13 protein-coding genes and 3 tRNA genes are annotated in these 15,441 nt (G+C 69.3%); 8 read left to right on the forward strand and 8 right to left on the reverse strand.

Going from position 1 to position 15,441, the window contains the following annotated elements; genetic code table 11:
• Position 1: 1 nt before the first annotated feature.
• Entirely contained in the window at positions 2-2,008 is a 2,007-nt protein-coding gene (gene ftsH / locus ACWGSM_RS08110) for an ATP-dependent zinc metalloprotease FtsH (RefSeq protein WP_452322414.1), read from the reverse strand.
• A 92-nt stretch (positions 2,009-2,100) separates the two neighbouring features.
• The gene (hpt, locus tag ACWGSM_RS08115; protein ID WP_452322415.1) at positions 2,101-2,652 is read right to left on the reverse strand and encodes a hypoxanthine phosphoribosyltransferase; all 552 of its coding nucleotides are present in this window, start codon (positions 2,650-2,652) and stop codon (positions 2,101-2,103) included.
• Positions 2,653-2,736: 84 nt separating this feature from the next.
• On the opposite strand from hpt, the gene ACWGSM_RS08120 reads away from it, so the two are divergent.
• Entirely contained in the window at positions 2,737-3,264 is a 528-nt protein-coding gene (locus ACWGSM_RS08120) for a DUF937 domain-containing protein (RefSeq protein ID WP_452322416.1), read from the forward strand.
• A 3-nt stretch (positions 3,265-3,267) separates the two neighbouring features.
• Here the strand turns inward: ACWGSM_RS08120 and tilS are convergent, their stop codons facing one another.
• Positions 3,268-4,260, reverse strand: coding sequence for a tRNA lysidine(34) synthetase TilS (gene tilS, locus ACWGSM_RS08125; RefSeq protein ID WP_452322417.1), 993 nt, complete (start codon positions 4,258-4,260; stop codon positions 3,268-3,270).
• Between the two features lie 52 nt (positions 4,261-4,312).
• On the opposite strand from tilS, the gene ACWGSM_RS08130 reads away from it, so the two are divergent.
• Positions 4,313-4,933, forward strand: a complete 621-nt coding sequence (locus tag ACWGSM_RS08130; RefSeq protein WP_452322418.1) for a TMEM175 family protein — start codon at positions 4,313-4,315, stop codon at positions 4,931-4,933.
• Positions 4,934-4,976: 43 nt separating this feature from the next.
• Complete coding sequence (gene ppa, locus ACWGSM_RS08135) at positions 4,977-5,468, forward strand: inorganic diphosphatase (protein ID WP_452322419.1); 492 nt, start codon at positions 4,977-4,979, stop codon at positions 5,466-5,468.
• A gap of 87 nt (positions 5,469-5,555) precedes the next feature.
• Here the strand turns inward: ppa and ACWGSM_RS08140 are convergent, their stop codons facing one another.
• A complete protein-coding gene (locus tag ACWGSM_RS08140; RefSeq protein WP_452322420.1) occupies positions 5,556-6,965 on the reverse strand; it encodes a M23 family metallopeptidase in 1,410 nt (469 codons plus the stop codon).
• Positions 6,966-7,194: 229 nt separating this feature from the next.
• Between ACWGSM_RS08140 and ACWGSM_RS08145 the strand changes: the two genes are divergently transcribed.
• The 3 genes from ACWGSM_RS08145 to ACWGSM_RS08155 all read left to right on the forward strand — a co-directional run bounded on the left by ACWGSM_RS08145 (position 7,195) and on the right by ACWGSM_RS08155 (position 7,509).
• Positions 7,195-7,267 (forward strand) — tRNA-Glu (locus ACWGSM_RS08145).
• A gap of 26 nt (positions 7,268-7,293) precedes the next feature.
• Positions 7,294-7,367: transfer RNA gene (locus ACWGSM_RS08150), tRNA-Asp, on the forward strand.
• A 69-nt stretch (positions 7,368-7,436) separates the two neighbouring features.
• Positions 7,437-7,509, forward strand: a tRNA-Phe gene (locus tag ACWGSM_RS08155).
• A 121-nt stretch (positions 7,510-7,630) separates the two neighbouring features.
• Here ACWGSM_RS08155 and ACWGSM_RS08160 read toward each other — a convergent pair.
• Complete coding sequence (locus ACWGSM_RS08160) at positions 7,631-8,113, reverse strand: Lrp/AsnC family transcriptional regulator (protein WP_452322421.1); 483 nt, start codon at positions 8,111-8,113, stop codon at positions 7,631-7,633.
• Between the two features lie 321 nt (positions 8,114-8,434).
• On the opposite strand from ACWGSM_RS08160, the gene ACWGSM_RS08165 reads away from it, so the two are divergent.
• Positions 8,435-9,061 (forward strand): cyclodeaminase/cyclohydrolase family protein, encoded by a 627-nt coding sequence (locus ACWGSM_RS08165; protein ID WP_452322422.1) that lies wholly within the window; start codon positions 8,435-8,437, stop codon positions 9,059-9,061.
• Between the two features lie 8 nt (positions 9,062-9,069).
• On the opposite strand, the gene ACWGSM_RS08170 is transcribed toward ACWGSM_RS08165, so the two are convergent.
• Positions 9,070-11,163 (reverse strand): galactose-binding domain-containing protein, encoded by a 2,094-nt coding sequence (locus ACWGSM_RS08170; RefSeq protein WP_452322423.1) that lies wholly within the window; start codon positions 11,161-11,163, stop codon positions 9,070-9,072.
• Positions 11,164-11,381: 218 nt separating this feature from the next.
• On the opposite strand from ACWGSM_RS08170, the gene ACWGSM_RS08175 reads away from it, so the two are divergent.
• Positions 11,382-12,815, forward strand: a complete 1,434-nt coding sequence (locus tag ACWGSM_RS08175; RefSeq protein ID WP_452322424.1) for a glycoside hydrolase family 1 protein — start codon at positions 11,382-11,384, stop codon at positions 12,813-12,815.
• Between the two features lie 68 nt (positions 12,816-12,883).
• Here ACWGSM_RS08175 and ACWGSM_RS08180 read toward each other — a convergent pair whose 3' ends face one another.
• Both ACWGSM_RS08180 and ACWGSM_RS08185 read right to left on the reverse strand, forming a co-directional pair.
• Positions 12,884-14,230, reverse strand: coding sequence for a D-arabinono-1,4-lactone oxidase (locus tag ACWGSM_RS08180; protein WP_452322425.1), 1,347 nt, complete (start codon positions 14,228-14,230; stop codon positions 12,884-12,886).
• Positions 14,227-15,426: an alanine racemase gene (locus ACWGSM_RS08185; protein WP_452322426.1), complete on the reverse strand. Its 1,200-nt coding sequence runs from the start codon at positions 15,424-15,426 to the stop codon at positions 14,227-14,229. Before ACWGSM_RS08185 ends, ACWGSM_RS08180 begins: the two co-directional genes overlap by 4 nt.
• Between the last annotated feature and the right edge of the window lie 15 nt (positions 15,427-15,441).

Below are 15,441 nucleotides of genomic sequence, written 5' to 3' on the forward strand. Positions count from 1 at the left end.
GTCACGCCGTCGCCGGTCGGGCCTGCCCGCCGGTCGCGGGCGCGCTCGCGGTGCGGGCCGATTCGGTCGGATGCACGCTCTGCGCGGCCACGCCCTCCTCGACGCGACGGGGCACCGCGATGGGGGGCAGCGTCGACACCGGGCGCTCCTCGCTCGAGAGCCACTGCGGACGCTCGGGGAGCTTGCGCACCTCGGTGAAGATCTCGGCGATCTGGTTGTGGTCGAGGGTCTCCTCCTCGAGCAGCGCGAGGGCCAGGCGGTCGAGGATGTCGCGGTTTTCGCTGATCACCTGGTACGCCTCGTTGTGCGCTTGCTCGATCAGCGCGCGGACCTCGGCGTCGACGCGCTCGGCGACCGTTTCGGAGTACTCGCGTCCGCGGCCCATGTCGCGACCGGCGAACGGCTCGCCGCCCTCGGAACCGAGCTTGACCGGGCCGAGCTGCGTGGTCATGCCGTACTCGATGACCATCTTGCGGGCGATGCTGGTCGCCTTCTCGATGTCGTTCGAGGCACCGGTGGTGGGGTCGTGGAAGACGAGCTCCTCGGCGACGCGGCCGCCCATGGCGTAGGTCAGCTGGTCCTGCAGTTCGTTGCGGGTGACGGAGTACTTGTCATCGAGCGGCATGACCATCGTGTAGCCGAGCGCCTTGCCGCGCGGCAGGATGGTGATCTTCGTGACCGGGTCGGTGTAGTTCATCGCCGCCGCCGCGAGGGCATGACCGCCCTCGTGATACGCGGTGATGAGCTTCTCCTTGTCCTTCATCACCCGGGTGCGTCGCTGGGGACCTGCGATCACACGGTCGATCGCCTCGTCGAGCGCGCGATTGTCGATCAGCTGTGCGTTCGAGCGGGCGGTTAGCAGAGCGGCCTCGTTGAGGACGTTCGCGAGGTCGGCACCCGTGAAGCCGGGGGTCTTCCGCGCGACGACCTCGAGGTCGACCGACTGGGAGAGCGGCTTGCCCTTGGCGTGCACCTCGAGGATCTGCTGACGGCCCTTCATGTCGGGCGCGTCGACGCCGATCTGGCGGTCGAAGCGTCCGGGGCGCAGCAGGGCGGGGTCGAGGATGTCGGGGCGGTTCGTCGCCGCGATCACGATGACGTTCGCGTTCGGGTCGAAGCCGTCCATCTCGACGAGCATCTGGTTGAGCGTCTGCTCGCGCTCGTCGTTGCCGCCGCCCATGCCGGCACCGCGGTGACGTCCGACGGCGTCGATCTCGTCGATGAAGATGATGGCGGGGGCGTTCTCCTTCGCCTGCGTGAACAGGTCGCGCACGCGGGAGGCTCCGACGCCGACGAACATCTCGACGAAGTCCGATCCGGAGATCGAGTAGAACGGCGCTCCGGCCTCACCCGCGACGGCGCGGGCCAGCAGCGTCTTGCCTGTGCCGGGAGGGCCGTACAGCAGCACGCCCTTCGGGATGCGGGCGCCGATGGCCTGGAACTTGGCCGGATCCTGCAGGAACTCCTTGATCTCGTGCAGCTCCTCGATGGCCTCCTCCGCACCGGCGACGTCGCCGAAGGTGACGGTCGGGGTCTCCTTGTTGACGAGCTTGGCCTTGGACTTGCCGAACTGCATGACCTTGCTGCCGCCGCCCTGCATCGACGAGAGCAGCCACCAGAACAGCAGGCCCAGCAGCACGAGTGGCAGCAGGAGCGAGATGAAGCCGTCGAACCACGTCGCGCGCGGTACGACGTCGGTCACGTCCTTCGCCTTGATGTCGGCGCTGTCGATGGCCTTCACGACCTGGTCGGCACGCGCCTCGACGTAGTAGAACTGCACGTTCTTCGCGCCCTCGAACTCCTTCGAGAGCGTCAGGTCGACCCGCTGGTCGCCGTCGGTGTTGACGACCTTCATCACCGTGTCGCCCTCGAGCAGCTGGAGCCCCTGCTGCACGGTCACCTGCGCGGGTGCCGAGAGGTTCGAGATCAGCAGGAAACCGGCGAAGAGCAGCACGCCGATCAACGCGATGTAGATCAGCGGGTTGCGGGAGACCTTCTTGACGTCCATGATGCGTTCAGCGTACCGCTCGGCGCTCAGGCGTCCGCTGAACGTTCACCACGGGCGTACCGCACCCGCTGGGTCCTGAGCCCACCGCAGGGTCAGCTGTAGACGTGCGGAGCCAGCACGGCGACATCACGCAGGTTGCGGTAGCTCTCGGCGTAGTCGAGTCCATAGCCGACGACGAACTCGTTCGGGATGTCGAAACCGACGTACCTGCAGTCGATCTGCACCTTCGCCGCCTCGGGCTTGCGCAGCATCGCGAGCACCTCGATCGACTCCGCACCGCGCGACTCGAAGTTCTCGAGCAGCCAGCTGAGCGTCAGCCCCGAGTCGATGATGTCCTCGACGATGAGCACGTGCTTGCCGTGCAGGTCGGTGTCGAGGTCCTTGCGGATCTGCACCACACCGCTGGATTTGGTGCTCGCACCATAGCTCGACACCGCCATCCAGTCCATCGGGGCGTCCATCGGCAGCGCGCGGGCGAAGTCGGCCATCACCATGACTGCCCCCTTGAGCACGCCGACCAGGATGAGGTCCTTGTCTGCGTAGTCCTCGGCGACCCGGGCTGCGAGCTCATCGAGCTTCGCGAGGATCTCCTCCTCGGTGACGAGGATCTGGCTGAGGTCGTCCTGGATGTCGGCAGCGCGCATGGATCGATCTTAGGTCGATCCGCTCATGCGCCCCCACTACTGTGAGCGGTGAAGCAGGGCATCCGTCCTGCGGGGAAGGAAGACATGAACGTCGACGAGATCCTGAAGCAGGTGCCGATCGATGACATCGCGAAGCGCTTCGGCGTCAGCCCTGAGGTGGCGCGGCAGGCCGTGCAGGAGGGCGGCGCGACTCTGCTCGGCGGCCTGTCCAAGAACGCCGAGAGCGGCGAGGGGTCGGCCGCGATCGAGAAGGCGCTGAACCGCCACGGCGGCTTCTCGGGCGCATCCACGGTCGATGACGTCGATCAGGCCGATGGCGAGAAGATCGTGAAGCACGTCTTCGGCGAGCGCAAGGGCGAGGTCGCCGAGACGCTCAACAAGAGCGAGAAGACGGCCAGCGGCATCGACTTCGGCAAGCTGCTGCCCATCCTCGCGCCGATCATCATGGGCATCATCGCCAACCGCAGCAAGGGCGCCTCGAGTGGCGGCGGCGGTCTGGGCGACATCCTGGGTGGCCTGCTCGGCGGCGACCGCACCGCGCCGGGCTCGTCCGGCGGCGGTCTCGGCGGCCTGGGAGACATCCTCGGCGGGCTGTTCGGCGGCCGGAAGTAGTCGCTATCGCGCGGTGAAGACGATCTGCCCGCCGGCCCGCCGCGCGGTGCAGGCGGGCAGGTCGATCGGCCCCTGACCCGACCACTCGGTCACCAGGCGGGCCACCTCGAGCGTCTGCGTGCGCGTCAGGCTCACCCCGAACTCGCTGTCGACGACGAGACGGATGATGCGGTTGCGCAGCGCCGCCGGGTTCGCGGCGAGCGCCGCGACGCTCACGGCGATGCCCGCCTCGGCGTGCTCGACGATGTCCTCGATGGTCTCGTGGATCATCTCGTCGAACGCCTCGGCATCCTCCCGCAGCTGCTCTGCTGTGCGCGCGAGCGCCTCGGTGATGCCGGGTCCGAGCTCCGCCTCGAGCACCGGCAGCACCCGCTCACGGGTGCGGACGCGGGCGTAGCGGTCGTCGAGGTTGTGCGGGTCGTCCCAGATCTCGAGTCCGGATGCCGTGCAGCACGCCCGCGTGGTGGCGCGGCGCACCCCGAGCAACGGCCGGATCCACAGCATCCCGTCGTCTCCCGCGCGAACCGGCGCCATTCCCTGCAGGCTCGCCGCCCCCGACCCTCGCGCGAGGCCGAGCAGCACGGTCTCGGCCTGGTCGTCGAGGGTGTGCCCGAGCAGCACGGCGGCGGCACCCTCGGCGCGGGCGATGCTGCCGATCGCCGCGTAGCGGGATCCGCGGGCGGCGGCCTCGATGCCCTCGCCGTCGCTGATGACCGCGACCTTCGTCTGCAGCGCGTCGTGCACGCCGATGCCCTCGGCGGTGACGGCTGCGGCTGCCGCAGCCATGCCCGAGCCCTGCTGCAGCTGATGGTCGACGGTGAGGCTGAGCACCGTGATGTCGCGAGCTCGCGCCTCGAACACCGTGGCAGCGGTCAGCGCGAGCGAATCGGCACCGCCGGACAGAGCGACGACCACCGTGGCACCGTCGGGCAGCGATCCGAGGGCGGCGCGCACAGCGCGGCGGACTTCGGCGATGGCGGGGTCGAGCGAGGGCACGACTCCACGGTAGCGGTGGCGCGCGCAGCGCGCGCGGACGTACCCTGGGGCCGTGAGCAAGGCGACGGCGCCGACCCGGTTCGCGCGAGAGCGCTTCACGGCGTTCACCGACGCCGTGGTCGCGATCGCGATGACCCTGCTGATCCTGCCGCTGCTGGAATCGGTCACCGACGCCGCCGGTCGCGGCATCCGGACTGCGGAATTCCTTCACGAGACGTCGGGACAGCTGATCAGCTTCGTCCTCAGCTTCGTGCTCATCGCCACGTTCTGGATGGAGCACCACCGGATGTATCTCCGGGTGGCGGCGATCACGCCCGCCCTGCTGTGGATCAACATCGGCTGGCTGTTGACCATCGTGTGGCTGCCGGTGCCGACTGCGATGCTCGGCCAGTTGTCGATGGATGCCGTGCAGGCGACCGTATACATCGGCACACTCATCCTGACGCAGGTCGCCACACTGACCTCGAAGCTCTACCTGCTGCGCCATCGCGATCTCGCCGACATCCCCGTCGAAGCGCTGCGACGCGGCTGCGCGGGAGACATCTCGGCCATCATCCTTTTCCTCGTCGCGCTGGCCCTGGCGGCGTGGGTGCACCCGATCGGCTACCTCGCACTGCTGCTGCTCGTGCTGGTCGGACCGCTCGAGCGGGGGTTGCTGCGGCTGCGCGGGTAGGCTGGTGCCCGGCATCCGACCGTCATTTCAAGGAGAACAGCACATGGGCGCACACGACGCCGTCATCGAGATCCCGCGCGGCAGCCGCGTGAAGTACGAGGTCGACCACGAGACCGGTCGCGTCCACCTCGACCGTGTCCTGTACACCACCTTCGGATACCCGGCCGACTACGGCTACTTCGACAACACGCTCGGCGAGGACGGCGACCCGCTCGACGTGCTCGTGCTGCTCGACCACGCCATCTTCCCCGGCGTCGTCGTGAACGTGCGACCCGTCGCCGTGCTCAAGATGAGCGACGAGGCCGGCGGCGACGACAAGCTCGTGGCCGTGCTGTCGAAGGACCCGCGCTGGGCGCACATCCAGGACATCGACGACCTGCCCGAGTACACGAAGAAGGAGATCGCGCACTTCTTCGAGCACTACAAGGACCTCGAGCCCAACAAGTGGGTCAAGGTCGACGCCTGGGGCGACGCCGCCGAGGCGCAGCGCATCCTCGACGAGGCCATCGAGCGCTTCGCCGGCGAAGGGCACTGAGCCTGTCCGATAGGTCGCTGAGCCTGTCGAAGCGAGAACCCCCGGCCGCTCGGCCGGGGGTTCTTCGGTTCTCACCTCGGGTGCGGATCAGAGCGCGCCGCGAGCAGCCAGGAAGTTGTACGGGTTGGTGCGGTTGTTGTTGATGTACACCTCGAAGTGCAGGTGGCACCCCTGGGAGGCGCCGGTGTTGCCCGCGTACCCGACGACCTGACCGGCGCTGACCTGCTGGCCGTTCGAGACCGCGTAGCGCGACATGTGGGCGTAGCTGGTGGCGATGCCGCCGCCGTGCTGGATGCGCACCCAGTTGCCGAAGCCGCTGTTGTAGAACGCGGCATCCACCCGGCCTGATGATGCCGCGTAGATCGGCGCGCCGCACCCGTTCGCGAAATCGGTGCCGCCGTGGTTGGTCGAGCGGCAGACGCCGCCGGTGCACACCGGCGGGCGCGGGCCGAAGTGCGACGAGATGTACCCGCCGTGCGGACGTCGCCAGGCACCGGACCCCGACCCGCCGCCGCCACCTCCGCCGCCTCCTCCGCCACCGCCACCGCCGCCACCGCCGCCGCCGCCCTGGTTGTTCTTGGCGGCCTCCTCGGCCTCGCGGCGAAGCCGTTCGGCCTCTTCGGCGCGACGACGCGCTTCCTCTTCCTTCCGGATGCGCTCGCCCTCCTGATAGCCGGCGACCGTCGCGGTGGTGTTGTCCTTGAGCGCGGCGAGCTGCGCCTGCAGCGTCACGAGGTTGGCCTGGCGTTCTTCGAGCGCGGCCTGCGCCGCGTCGGCGGCGCGCTGCGCGGCCTGCATCTTCTCTTCGGCGATCTTCTGCAGACGGTCGCGCTCGTCGCGGGCGGTGGATGCCTGATTGCTGAGCGACTGAGCAGTGTCGCGAGCGGATGCCGCACGCTCGGCGACCGTGCGGTTGTACTCGACGAGCTTGTCCATGCTGCCGAGGCGAGCGAGCAGGTCGTCGGCCCCGTTGGAGGACTCGGAGAGGAAGAGCTCGAGGGCCGCCTCGTCTCCGCCGCTGCGGTACAGCTGGTTGGCGACCTGGCCTGCCTTGCGGGCGCTGTCGGCGGCGATCTTCGCCTGCTCGTCGGCCTGCGCCTGGAGGTCGTCCGCCTTGGCGGCCTGGTCGAAGTACGCCTGCTGCGCGGTGAAGAACTCCTCGCCGGCCTTACGGGCGGCTGCTTCGGCTGCTGCGGCCTGGTCGGTGAGCTGCTGGATCAGCGCTTCGATGCGCGTGATCTCCGACGCCTTCGCCCCTTCACTGGCCTTGGCGCGCTGCACGTCATCCCAGCTGGGGTAGCCGGCGGCCCGGGCGCTGTGCGTGGTCGCAGAGACGCCGAAGGCCGAGAGGGCGACGGCGCTCAGGGCTCCGACGGTGAGAGCGCTTCGGCGGGTGAGCTTCGAGCGCGACCAGAGGGCCTCGCGTTCTGCAGCAGTCGGGGCGCAGCCGCAGTCGGCCCCTGCGGACCGGGCATCCGCAGTAACGTGCTCGTTCACTCGGCTCCTTTCGCCGGATTCACAGCTGTAACAGTAACAACATTCGTCACAGTCGCACCAGGTGCCGGCTTCCCCGCAACCACGCAGGAAGACGAGAGGCACACGCCTCGTCTGTACATAGTCCTCCCGAAACGCCCGGGATGTAACCCGACGCGCCCTCGATTTCGTTTTTCGCCGCGACAGCCCTTATGCTTGAGCGTCGGCAAGGGAAACCCCCGGGAATCTCTTCGGCCCCATCGTTTAGCGGCCTAGGACGCCGCCCTTTCACGGCGGTAGCACGGGTTCGAATCCCGTTGGGGTCACTCTTCCGATACAATTGAAAAGTTATGGCCCTGTAGCGCAGTTGGTTAGCGTGCCGCCCTGTCACGGCGGAGGTCGCGGGTTCAAGTCCCGTCAGGGTCGCTCTGAGCGATGAGCCTTCTTTCGAGGAGGCTCTTCGTCTAAGATGCGGCAGATCACGATGTGCCGCACGGCTCTGTAGCTCAGTTGGTAGAGCGTTCGACTGAAAATCGAAAGGTCACCGGATCGATGCCGGTCGGAGCCACACGGCTGATCATTACAATCAGCCCAGAAACCCTCGCCTAGCTTCTACATGGCGGGGGTTTTGCTTTGCCCTGACCGCACGGAACCGGCTGCCGCCTCATCTCTCGCGGGGATAGACACCGCTACCTCTTCTCGGGCGTCTCGGGCGTGCTCAGCAGACCGGTGACTCGGTACGGGATGACCTCGCGCAGGAACAGGCTCGTCGAGGTACGCACGATACCGGGGCAGAGCCGGATCTCCTCGCTGACTCGGTACAGGTCATCCGGAGTTGCCGCCACGACGCGCAGAAGCAGATCATCATCGCCCGCAGGAGCGAAGCATTCAAGAACCTCCGGGATGTTCTTCAGCGCGTCGATGGCCTCGGCGATCTGGTGCTGGTCGAGTTCCGCCCGGACGGACGCGGCGACCGGTCGGCCGAGCGCCTCCGGGCGAAGGCGGGTGGAATGCGGGCGCAGCAGGCCGGCCGTCTTCATCCGCTCCAGCCGGGCATGGACGGTTCCGCGTGCGAGGTTCAGACGCTGCGCCAGGATCGCCACCGGCATCCGCGGGTCGTCGTCCATTGCGAGAAGTATGCGTCGATCGGTCGCGTCGAGCGAAGCGGTCATGGTGTTCACTCCTGACGTCTGTTCGCTCACAACACTAGTCATATTGTCCAGCCGGTGACCCATCGGTTGCGCACGCATGGTCATCGGTCTTTACTGAGCAAACAGAACGTTCATCACAGAGCAGCGGAATGGTCGGGTCGGCCCACGAACGTCGCGACCCGATGCGCGCGGGTCACAAGCTCAGCACGCAGCACCATCCTCCACACAGCTCTGCGACGTCGGCGGTGCAGTGCGCTTCGCGCATCGCACCGCCGACGACGTCGCGCATGAAGAAGTCGCCAACAGCGGCGTCATGGATGAGACCGTCGTAGTGTGGCCCGCATGGCCGATCCCGACTCCGCACACGTTCCGACATCCCGACCGATGGATGCCTGGCTCGACGCCCTCAGCCAGCCCAACGGCTCCCCCGGCGGCGGGGCGGCGACCGGCGTGCTGCTCGGTGTCGCCGCCGCCCTGATGGGCATGGTGGCGGCGTACACGCCCGACAGCGCTGCCGCGTCGGCCTGCGCGGCGCGGCTCGAGCGCAACCGCGCGGATGTGCTGCAGGCCGTCGAGGCCGACGGGGTGCTGTCGGTGCGATTCGGGGCGGCACTGGCACTGCCGTCCGACGACCCGCAGCGCGACGAGCAGGTCAGCGCCGCCGCCGTCGACGCCGCCGAGTCGGTGGCGAGGCTCGGGGCGATCGGCATCCTGCTCACCTCCGACGCGCAGGTGCTCGCCTCGGCAGGCAATCCGCACATCGCGGTCGACTTGGCGGTGGCGATGGAATCGCTCGCCGCGGGGTTGTCAGGGGCGGCGATGAGCATCCGTGCGAACCTGCACATCGCCGGCAGGCACGACGCAACCACCACACGGCTGGCGAGCCTCGAGACCGACGTCCGCCGGTTGCTCGAGGCCCGCCACCGCATCACGCAGATGATCGAGGAGATCTCCGCGGGGCTGGACTGACCGCAGCCTCAGCCGGGGTACACCCCGATCTCCTTGATCGAATAGCCGTACGTCGTCGTGCGCTCGGTGCACAGCACGCGCACGTGCCGCGTCGTCACCGCGTCGAACGTCGCCGTGTCGAGGCCGCCGTCACCGGTCGTCGTCGACCACACCGTGCGCCAGGCGGCGGCGTCGTCGGACACCTGGATCTCGTACGACTTCGCCGCCGCCTTCTCCCAGTCGATGCTGACCCGGTCGATGAGGTGCTGCTCGCCGAGTTCGACGCGGATCCACTGCGGGCTCGCGCCCCAGTTGCCGCTCGCCCATCGGGTCGACGCCTTGCCGTCGACGGCGCGACTGGCGGCGTAGCTCGTGAACGGGTTGTTCTCGTTCGAGCTGGCGTACGCGCCCTTGCCGGTGGCGATGTTCGTCGCACTCTGGAACCCGCGCGTCGCCTCCCAGGTCTGCAGGTACGACTCCGCGCCGCCCATCATGCTGTCGACGATCTCGGCACCGCCGCCGGCGAGGCGCACCTGCTCGAGGTAGTCGGGCGTGAGACCGGTGTGGGCGAAGCCGTCGACGTTGATGTCGAAGGTGCGCTGCCCGCTGACCTGCCGGTCGACGACGGTCGAGCCGTCGGCCGCGGTGAACGGGTACTGCACCTCGACCGGCGCCGAGCCGCCGGCGGGGTGTCCGCCCAGCCCGTTGAAGTCCAGCCCGAATCCGTATCCCTTGTCGTACTTCTCGCGCAGCGCCTTCTCGTCGCGCCAGTCGGCGACGAACTCCTCGGCCGCGTGCGGGTAGGAGGTCTTGAAGCCGCCGAGGCGGTACAGGCGCTCGGTCCATCCGGCATCCGTCCAGCTGTGGCTGGACAGCACGCCGGGATACTGCTCGGCCTCGAGCACGTCGAGCGCCTGACCTGCCGCCTTCACGCTCATGTGGTCGAGCTCGACCATCATGTTGCGATCCATCATCGCGCGCAGCGCGTATTCGCCCAGCTTCGTCATGCCGCGCACGTTGCACTGCGCGCCGGACGGGTAGGTCGGCGGATCGGCGCCCTCGAGCCCGTCGGGCACCGGAGCGTTGCCGATCGGGTTGTCGTGCTGCGGCCCGCGGCACGCCTCGGTCTTCCAGTACGTGCCCGTCGAGTAGAACTGCCCGACGTTGATGATCGTGCCCATCGTGCCGGGATCGAAGCGCACGCCGCACAGCGCGTTGTCAAACTTGTGGCAGAGGAACATGCTCGAGATGCCGAGCCCCTGGAACTCGTCGAGCCCGCGGTCGATGTCGGCTTTCGAGCACTGCGCGACGTCGAGGATCATCTTGCAGCCGAACGGCTCGCTCATCTCGACGCCGAGCACCACCGCCAGCTTCCCCTGCTGGATCACCTCACGCGCCTGCGCGGGGTCGGTGACGATGCGGAAGAAGCCCTTGCCCTGCCCGCCGTAGAGGGCGTCGATGTACGCCTCCATCTCACGCACCTTCTTCGCCTCGAGCCGGATCGCCGTCATCTCATCGCACGAGCGATCCTTGACCATGATCGGCAGCGAGCAGATCACGCCGTTGGTGACGAGATCGTTCACCAGCACGCGCTGTCCCGAACGCCAGGCGCGCTCCACCCAGGCGTAGTACGCGGCCTGATGGCTGAGCGAGGTGGTGCTCGGCCAGTGCGCGAACGTCGGCCAGCCCACCGGATCGTGCGTGCCGTTCGCACCCCCGGTGAGGTTCTCGAAGATCGCCAGCTCGCCGTTCGGGTAGTGGTCGGGGCAGTCCTTCAGGGCATCCGCGACGCCCGCTGGGGAGAAGGGTGCACCGCAGATCAGCCGGCCCCCGAAGCCCTCGTTCGAGTTCAGGTGCGTGTGCGAGTCGATGTATCCGCGCACCGGCTCTCCGGGGCCGGAGGTCGTCGGCGCGCCGGAGACGTTGAGCTCGACCTCCTCGGCCGGTCGATTCGGGGCATCCCACCAGCCGTCGGATGCCGAAGCGGATGCCACGGCGCCGGCGCCCGGCGCCGTCGTCACGGCTGTCCCATCGGGTGCGGCCGCGGCGGCCGGTGCGGCCGCCAGGCCGAGGACGACAGCCGCGGCGGCGAGCGCAGCGCCGCCAGATCGGCGCCGTCGCATCCGGGAAGTCGGGGATCGCCACCCGCGCGGGGAGGGGGTTGGACTGACGGATGCCTGATGCACGATGAGCCTCCTTGCTCTGTGTCCAGCACCGTACTGTGGGACGAGCGTCCCAGTCAATCGTCCAGCAGCCTTCATCCTTGCACCGTGACGCCTCCGCGGCTTAGTATCGGTCAAAGTGGGACGAGTGTCCCACTTTCGCCCACCAGGAGACGACGATGCTCGCTGACGCCACTGCCGCCGCCACCCCGCACGCCCTCGCCCGCGCGCTGCCTGAAGGATTCGTCCTCGGCACCGCCACCGCCGCGGCGCAGATCGAGGGGGCGACCACCGCGGGCGACCGCACCCCGAGCGTGTGGGACCGCTTCGCGTCCGACCCCGGCCGGATCATCGACGGCAGCGACACCTCCCGCACCGCCGATCACTACCACCGCTACGCCGAGGACATCGGGCTGATGCGCGAGCTCGGCGCCGACGCGTATCGCTTCTCGTTCTCGTGGACGCGCGTGCAGCCCGGCGGGTCGGGCGGCCTGAGCCGCGAGGGAGCCGACTTCTACGATCGCCTGCTCGACCGCCTGCACGCCGCCGGCATCCGCCCCTTCGCGACCATCTCGCACTGGGACCTGCCGGAAGAGTACGCGAAGGGCTGGCTCGATCGTGACACCGCCCAGCGCCTGGGTGACCTCGCCGGCCTGCTCGGCGAGTGCTTCGGCGACCGGATCGACTCGTGGATCACCATCAACGAACCGGCCACGGTGACCCTCAACGGCTATGCGCTGGGCCTGCACGCCCCCGGACACAGCCTGCTCTTCGACGCGCTGCCCACCGTGCACCATCAGCTGCTCGGCCACGGCCTGGCCGTGCAGGCGCTGCGCGCGGCGGGGGTTCCCGGCCGGATCGGCATCACCAACACGCACAGCCCGGTGATCCCGGCCTCCGACTCCCCCGAGGATCACGCGATGGCCGCCCTGTTCGACCTCGTGCACAACCGGATCTACGCCGACCCGGTGCTGCTCGGCCGCTACCCCGAGGCTCCCGACTTCCTCGGCGACGCGCTGGCGGCCTTCGACGAGGTCCCGTCCGAGGATCTCGCGCAGATCCATCAGCCGCTGGATTTCTACGGACTCAATTACTACATGCCTACCCTCGTCGCCGCCGGCGCCGGCGAAGGGGAGAGCCCCGACGGAACGAGCGCGGCGATGGCGGATCTGCCGTTCCGGCTGCTCGAGTTCGAGGGCGTGCCGACGACCGGCTTCGGCTGGCCGATCCAGCCCGCCGGATTCGCCCGCGCACTCACCGAGATGCAGGAGCGCTACGGCGACGTGCTGCCGCCGGTGTACATCACCGAGAACGGCGCGAGCTTCCCCGACGAGGTCGGCCCCGACGGCACCGTCGACGACACCGAGCGGGTCGCCTTCTTGCGCGACCACCTCGCGGCGGCACTGGCGGCCGTCGCGCCCGGCGGGCCCGCGGAGGGTCTGGATCTGAGCGGCTGGTTCGTATGGTCGCTGATGGACAACTGGGAGTGGGCGGCCGGGTTCACGCAGCGCTTCGGCCTGGTGCACGTCGACTTCACCACCGGCGAGCGCACCCCGAAGTCGTCGTTCCGGTGGCTGCAGCAGCTGATCGCGGCGCGCGCCGAGGCGCGCTGACCCACGACCGCACGAGGCCCGGCATCCGCTGATCGGATGCCGGGCCTCGGCGTTCTCGTCTCCGCTGTTCAGCTGCCCAGCACCCGCTCCAGATACCGGTTCGCGAACACCCGCTGCGGATCGAGGTCGTTCCGAACCTCGCGGAATTCCGCGAACCGCGGGTATGCCTCGGCGAGATCGGCTGCCGCGCGTCCGTGCAGCTTGCCCCAGTGCGGCCGTCCGCCACGCGCGCGCATGATCTGCTCGACGGCGCGGAAGTACGGCTGCGGGTCCTCACCCACGGCCCGGTGCACCGCGATGTACGCCGACGGACGCTGATACGCCGTCGACATCCACAGCTCGTCGGCGGCGGCGAAGCGCACCTCGACCGGGAACGTGATGCGCCAGCCGCCTCTCGCGATCGCGTCCTGCACCTCGATGAACGCGGGAACCACCTGATCGGCGGGGATCGCGTACTCCATCTCGGTGAAGCGGACGGTGCGCCGGGTGGCGAACACGCGCGAGGAGACATCGGAGAAGGTGCGCTCGCCCGAGAGCCACGCTGCGGCGCGGTTGATCGTCGGCACCGCCGCCGGCGACAGCCGCCCCAGCGCGCACGTGGCGCGGAACATCCCGTTCGCCATGAGGGTCTCGTCGAACCAGCGCCGCACCGGCTGCAGGGGCGCACGGCCCTCGCCGGCAGACACTCGGGTGTTCATCTTGGTGAGGGCCGTCTCGGTGTGCGGGAACCAGAAGAACTCGAAGTGATCGGCGTCACGCACCCGGCTCTCGATCGTGTCGAGCACGGCCGCGAGCGGCTCGGCGCGTTCTCGCGCACGCAGGTCGAAGGCCGGGACGCACCGTACCGTCACCTCGACGAGAATGCCGAGGGCCCCGAGCCCGACGGCCACGGCAGGCAGCAGCTGCGGGCTGTGCTCGGCATCCACCCGCATCACCTCACCCCGGCCGGTCACGAGCGTGACCCCTGCGATCTGCGCGGCGATGCCGCGGAAGCGCGAGCCGGTGCCGTGCGTGCCGGTCGACACCGCACCCGCGATCGACTGCGTGTCGATGTCGCCGAGGTTCTCCATCGCGAGACCCAGCGGCGCGAGCAGCGCGGGGATCTCGTGCAGCCGGGTTCCGGCGCCGAGCGTCACGGTCTGCTGCGCAGAATCCACGCTGCGCAGCCCGCTCAGCCCGTCGAGACTCATCTGCACGTCGTCGGCCTTGGCGATCGCGGTGAAGCTGTGCCCCGCCCCCACCGCCTTGACCCGTCGGCCCGACCGTGCGGCGGTCGCGACGATCTCGCACACCTGCTCGACGGATGTCGGGCACACGACGTCGCGGGGGTGCGCACGCACCGTGCGGCCCCAGTTCTGCCATGCGCGTCGCGTGCCGGTGCTGGTGCCGTCGGTGATGCTCGTGGTGGTGGTCACAGGAAGGCCTTCCCTTCGCCTCGGTAGGTGGGATGCCGGTCGACGACGCGTCCCGCGTCGACGACCAGGAACTCGTTGACGTGCTCGCTCAGCTCGCCGGACTTCGTGTGGCGCAGCCACACCAGGTCGCCGACCGACAGGCTGCGCGCGGCGCTGCCCCGCAGCGGGGTCTGCACCTCTCCCGCGCTCTCGCGCGGCAGCATCCTGAGCCCGGCCGGGTGCACGACCTGCGGCAGACGATCGGGCCCGGGTGGTCCGGATGCGGCCCAGCCGCCGCCGAGCAGTGTCACGCAGTCGGCCCGCGGCTTGCGCACCACGCTGAGGGCGAAGCCGGTCGCCGGTCGCGGACGGAAGGCGGTGTAGTCGTCGAAGTAGTGACCCGCGAACATCCCGCTGCCGGCGGCTATCTCGGTCACCGACGCGTCTGCCGCTGTGCTCTCGATCGACCCTGTGCCCCCGCCGTTGACGAACTCGAGGTCGGCGATCTCGCGCACGGCGGCCACGGCCCGCGCTCGTCGCTCGGCGATCTCGATGCGCGAGCGCCGCTTGACCCACGACACGATCGCGTTCATCGGCGCACGATGCGGCACGCGGTCGGCCACCCCGGCGATCTGCGCCTCGTATGCCATCACCCCGACCAGCTCGAACCCCGGCCGCCGCTGAACCGCGACGGCGAGCGCGCGCAGCTGCTGCGGTGTGCGCACCGGCGAGCGCAGCACGCCGAGACGACCCAGCGGCGGCGGGCCCTGCCACGCCGCGTCCAGCTCGAGGCAGACCCGGATGGGCGGGCGCTGCCCGGGAGAGACCACCGCGTCGATGAGGTCGAGCTGCGCGACGCTGTCGATCATCAGGGTGACCGCACGCGTCGCCTGCTCTTCACGCGCGAGCGCGGCGATGGCCCGGCGGTCGGCGGTGGGATAGCCGACGACGACGTCGGGGCAGCTGCGCGAGAGCCACAGCGCCTCGGGCAGGGTGAAGGCGAGCACCCCGGCGAAGCCGGGCATGGCGAGCAGCTCTTCGATCACCGGGCGCACGCGCAACGACTTGCTGGCGATGCGCAGCGGCACGCCTCCGGCACGCCGCGTGAGGTCGGCCGCATTGGCGAGCAGGGCCTGCCGGTCGAGCACGGCGTAGGGCGGGGGCTCGTCGGCGGTGGCCTGCGCCCATTCGCGCCAGGGTGTGTGCGTGACGGTCATCCTCGACCTCTCTCG

Source organism: Microbacterium sp. NPDC055521 (assembly GCF_053619695.1).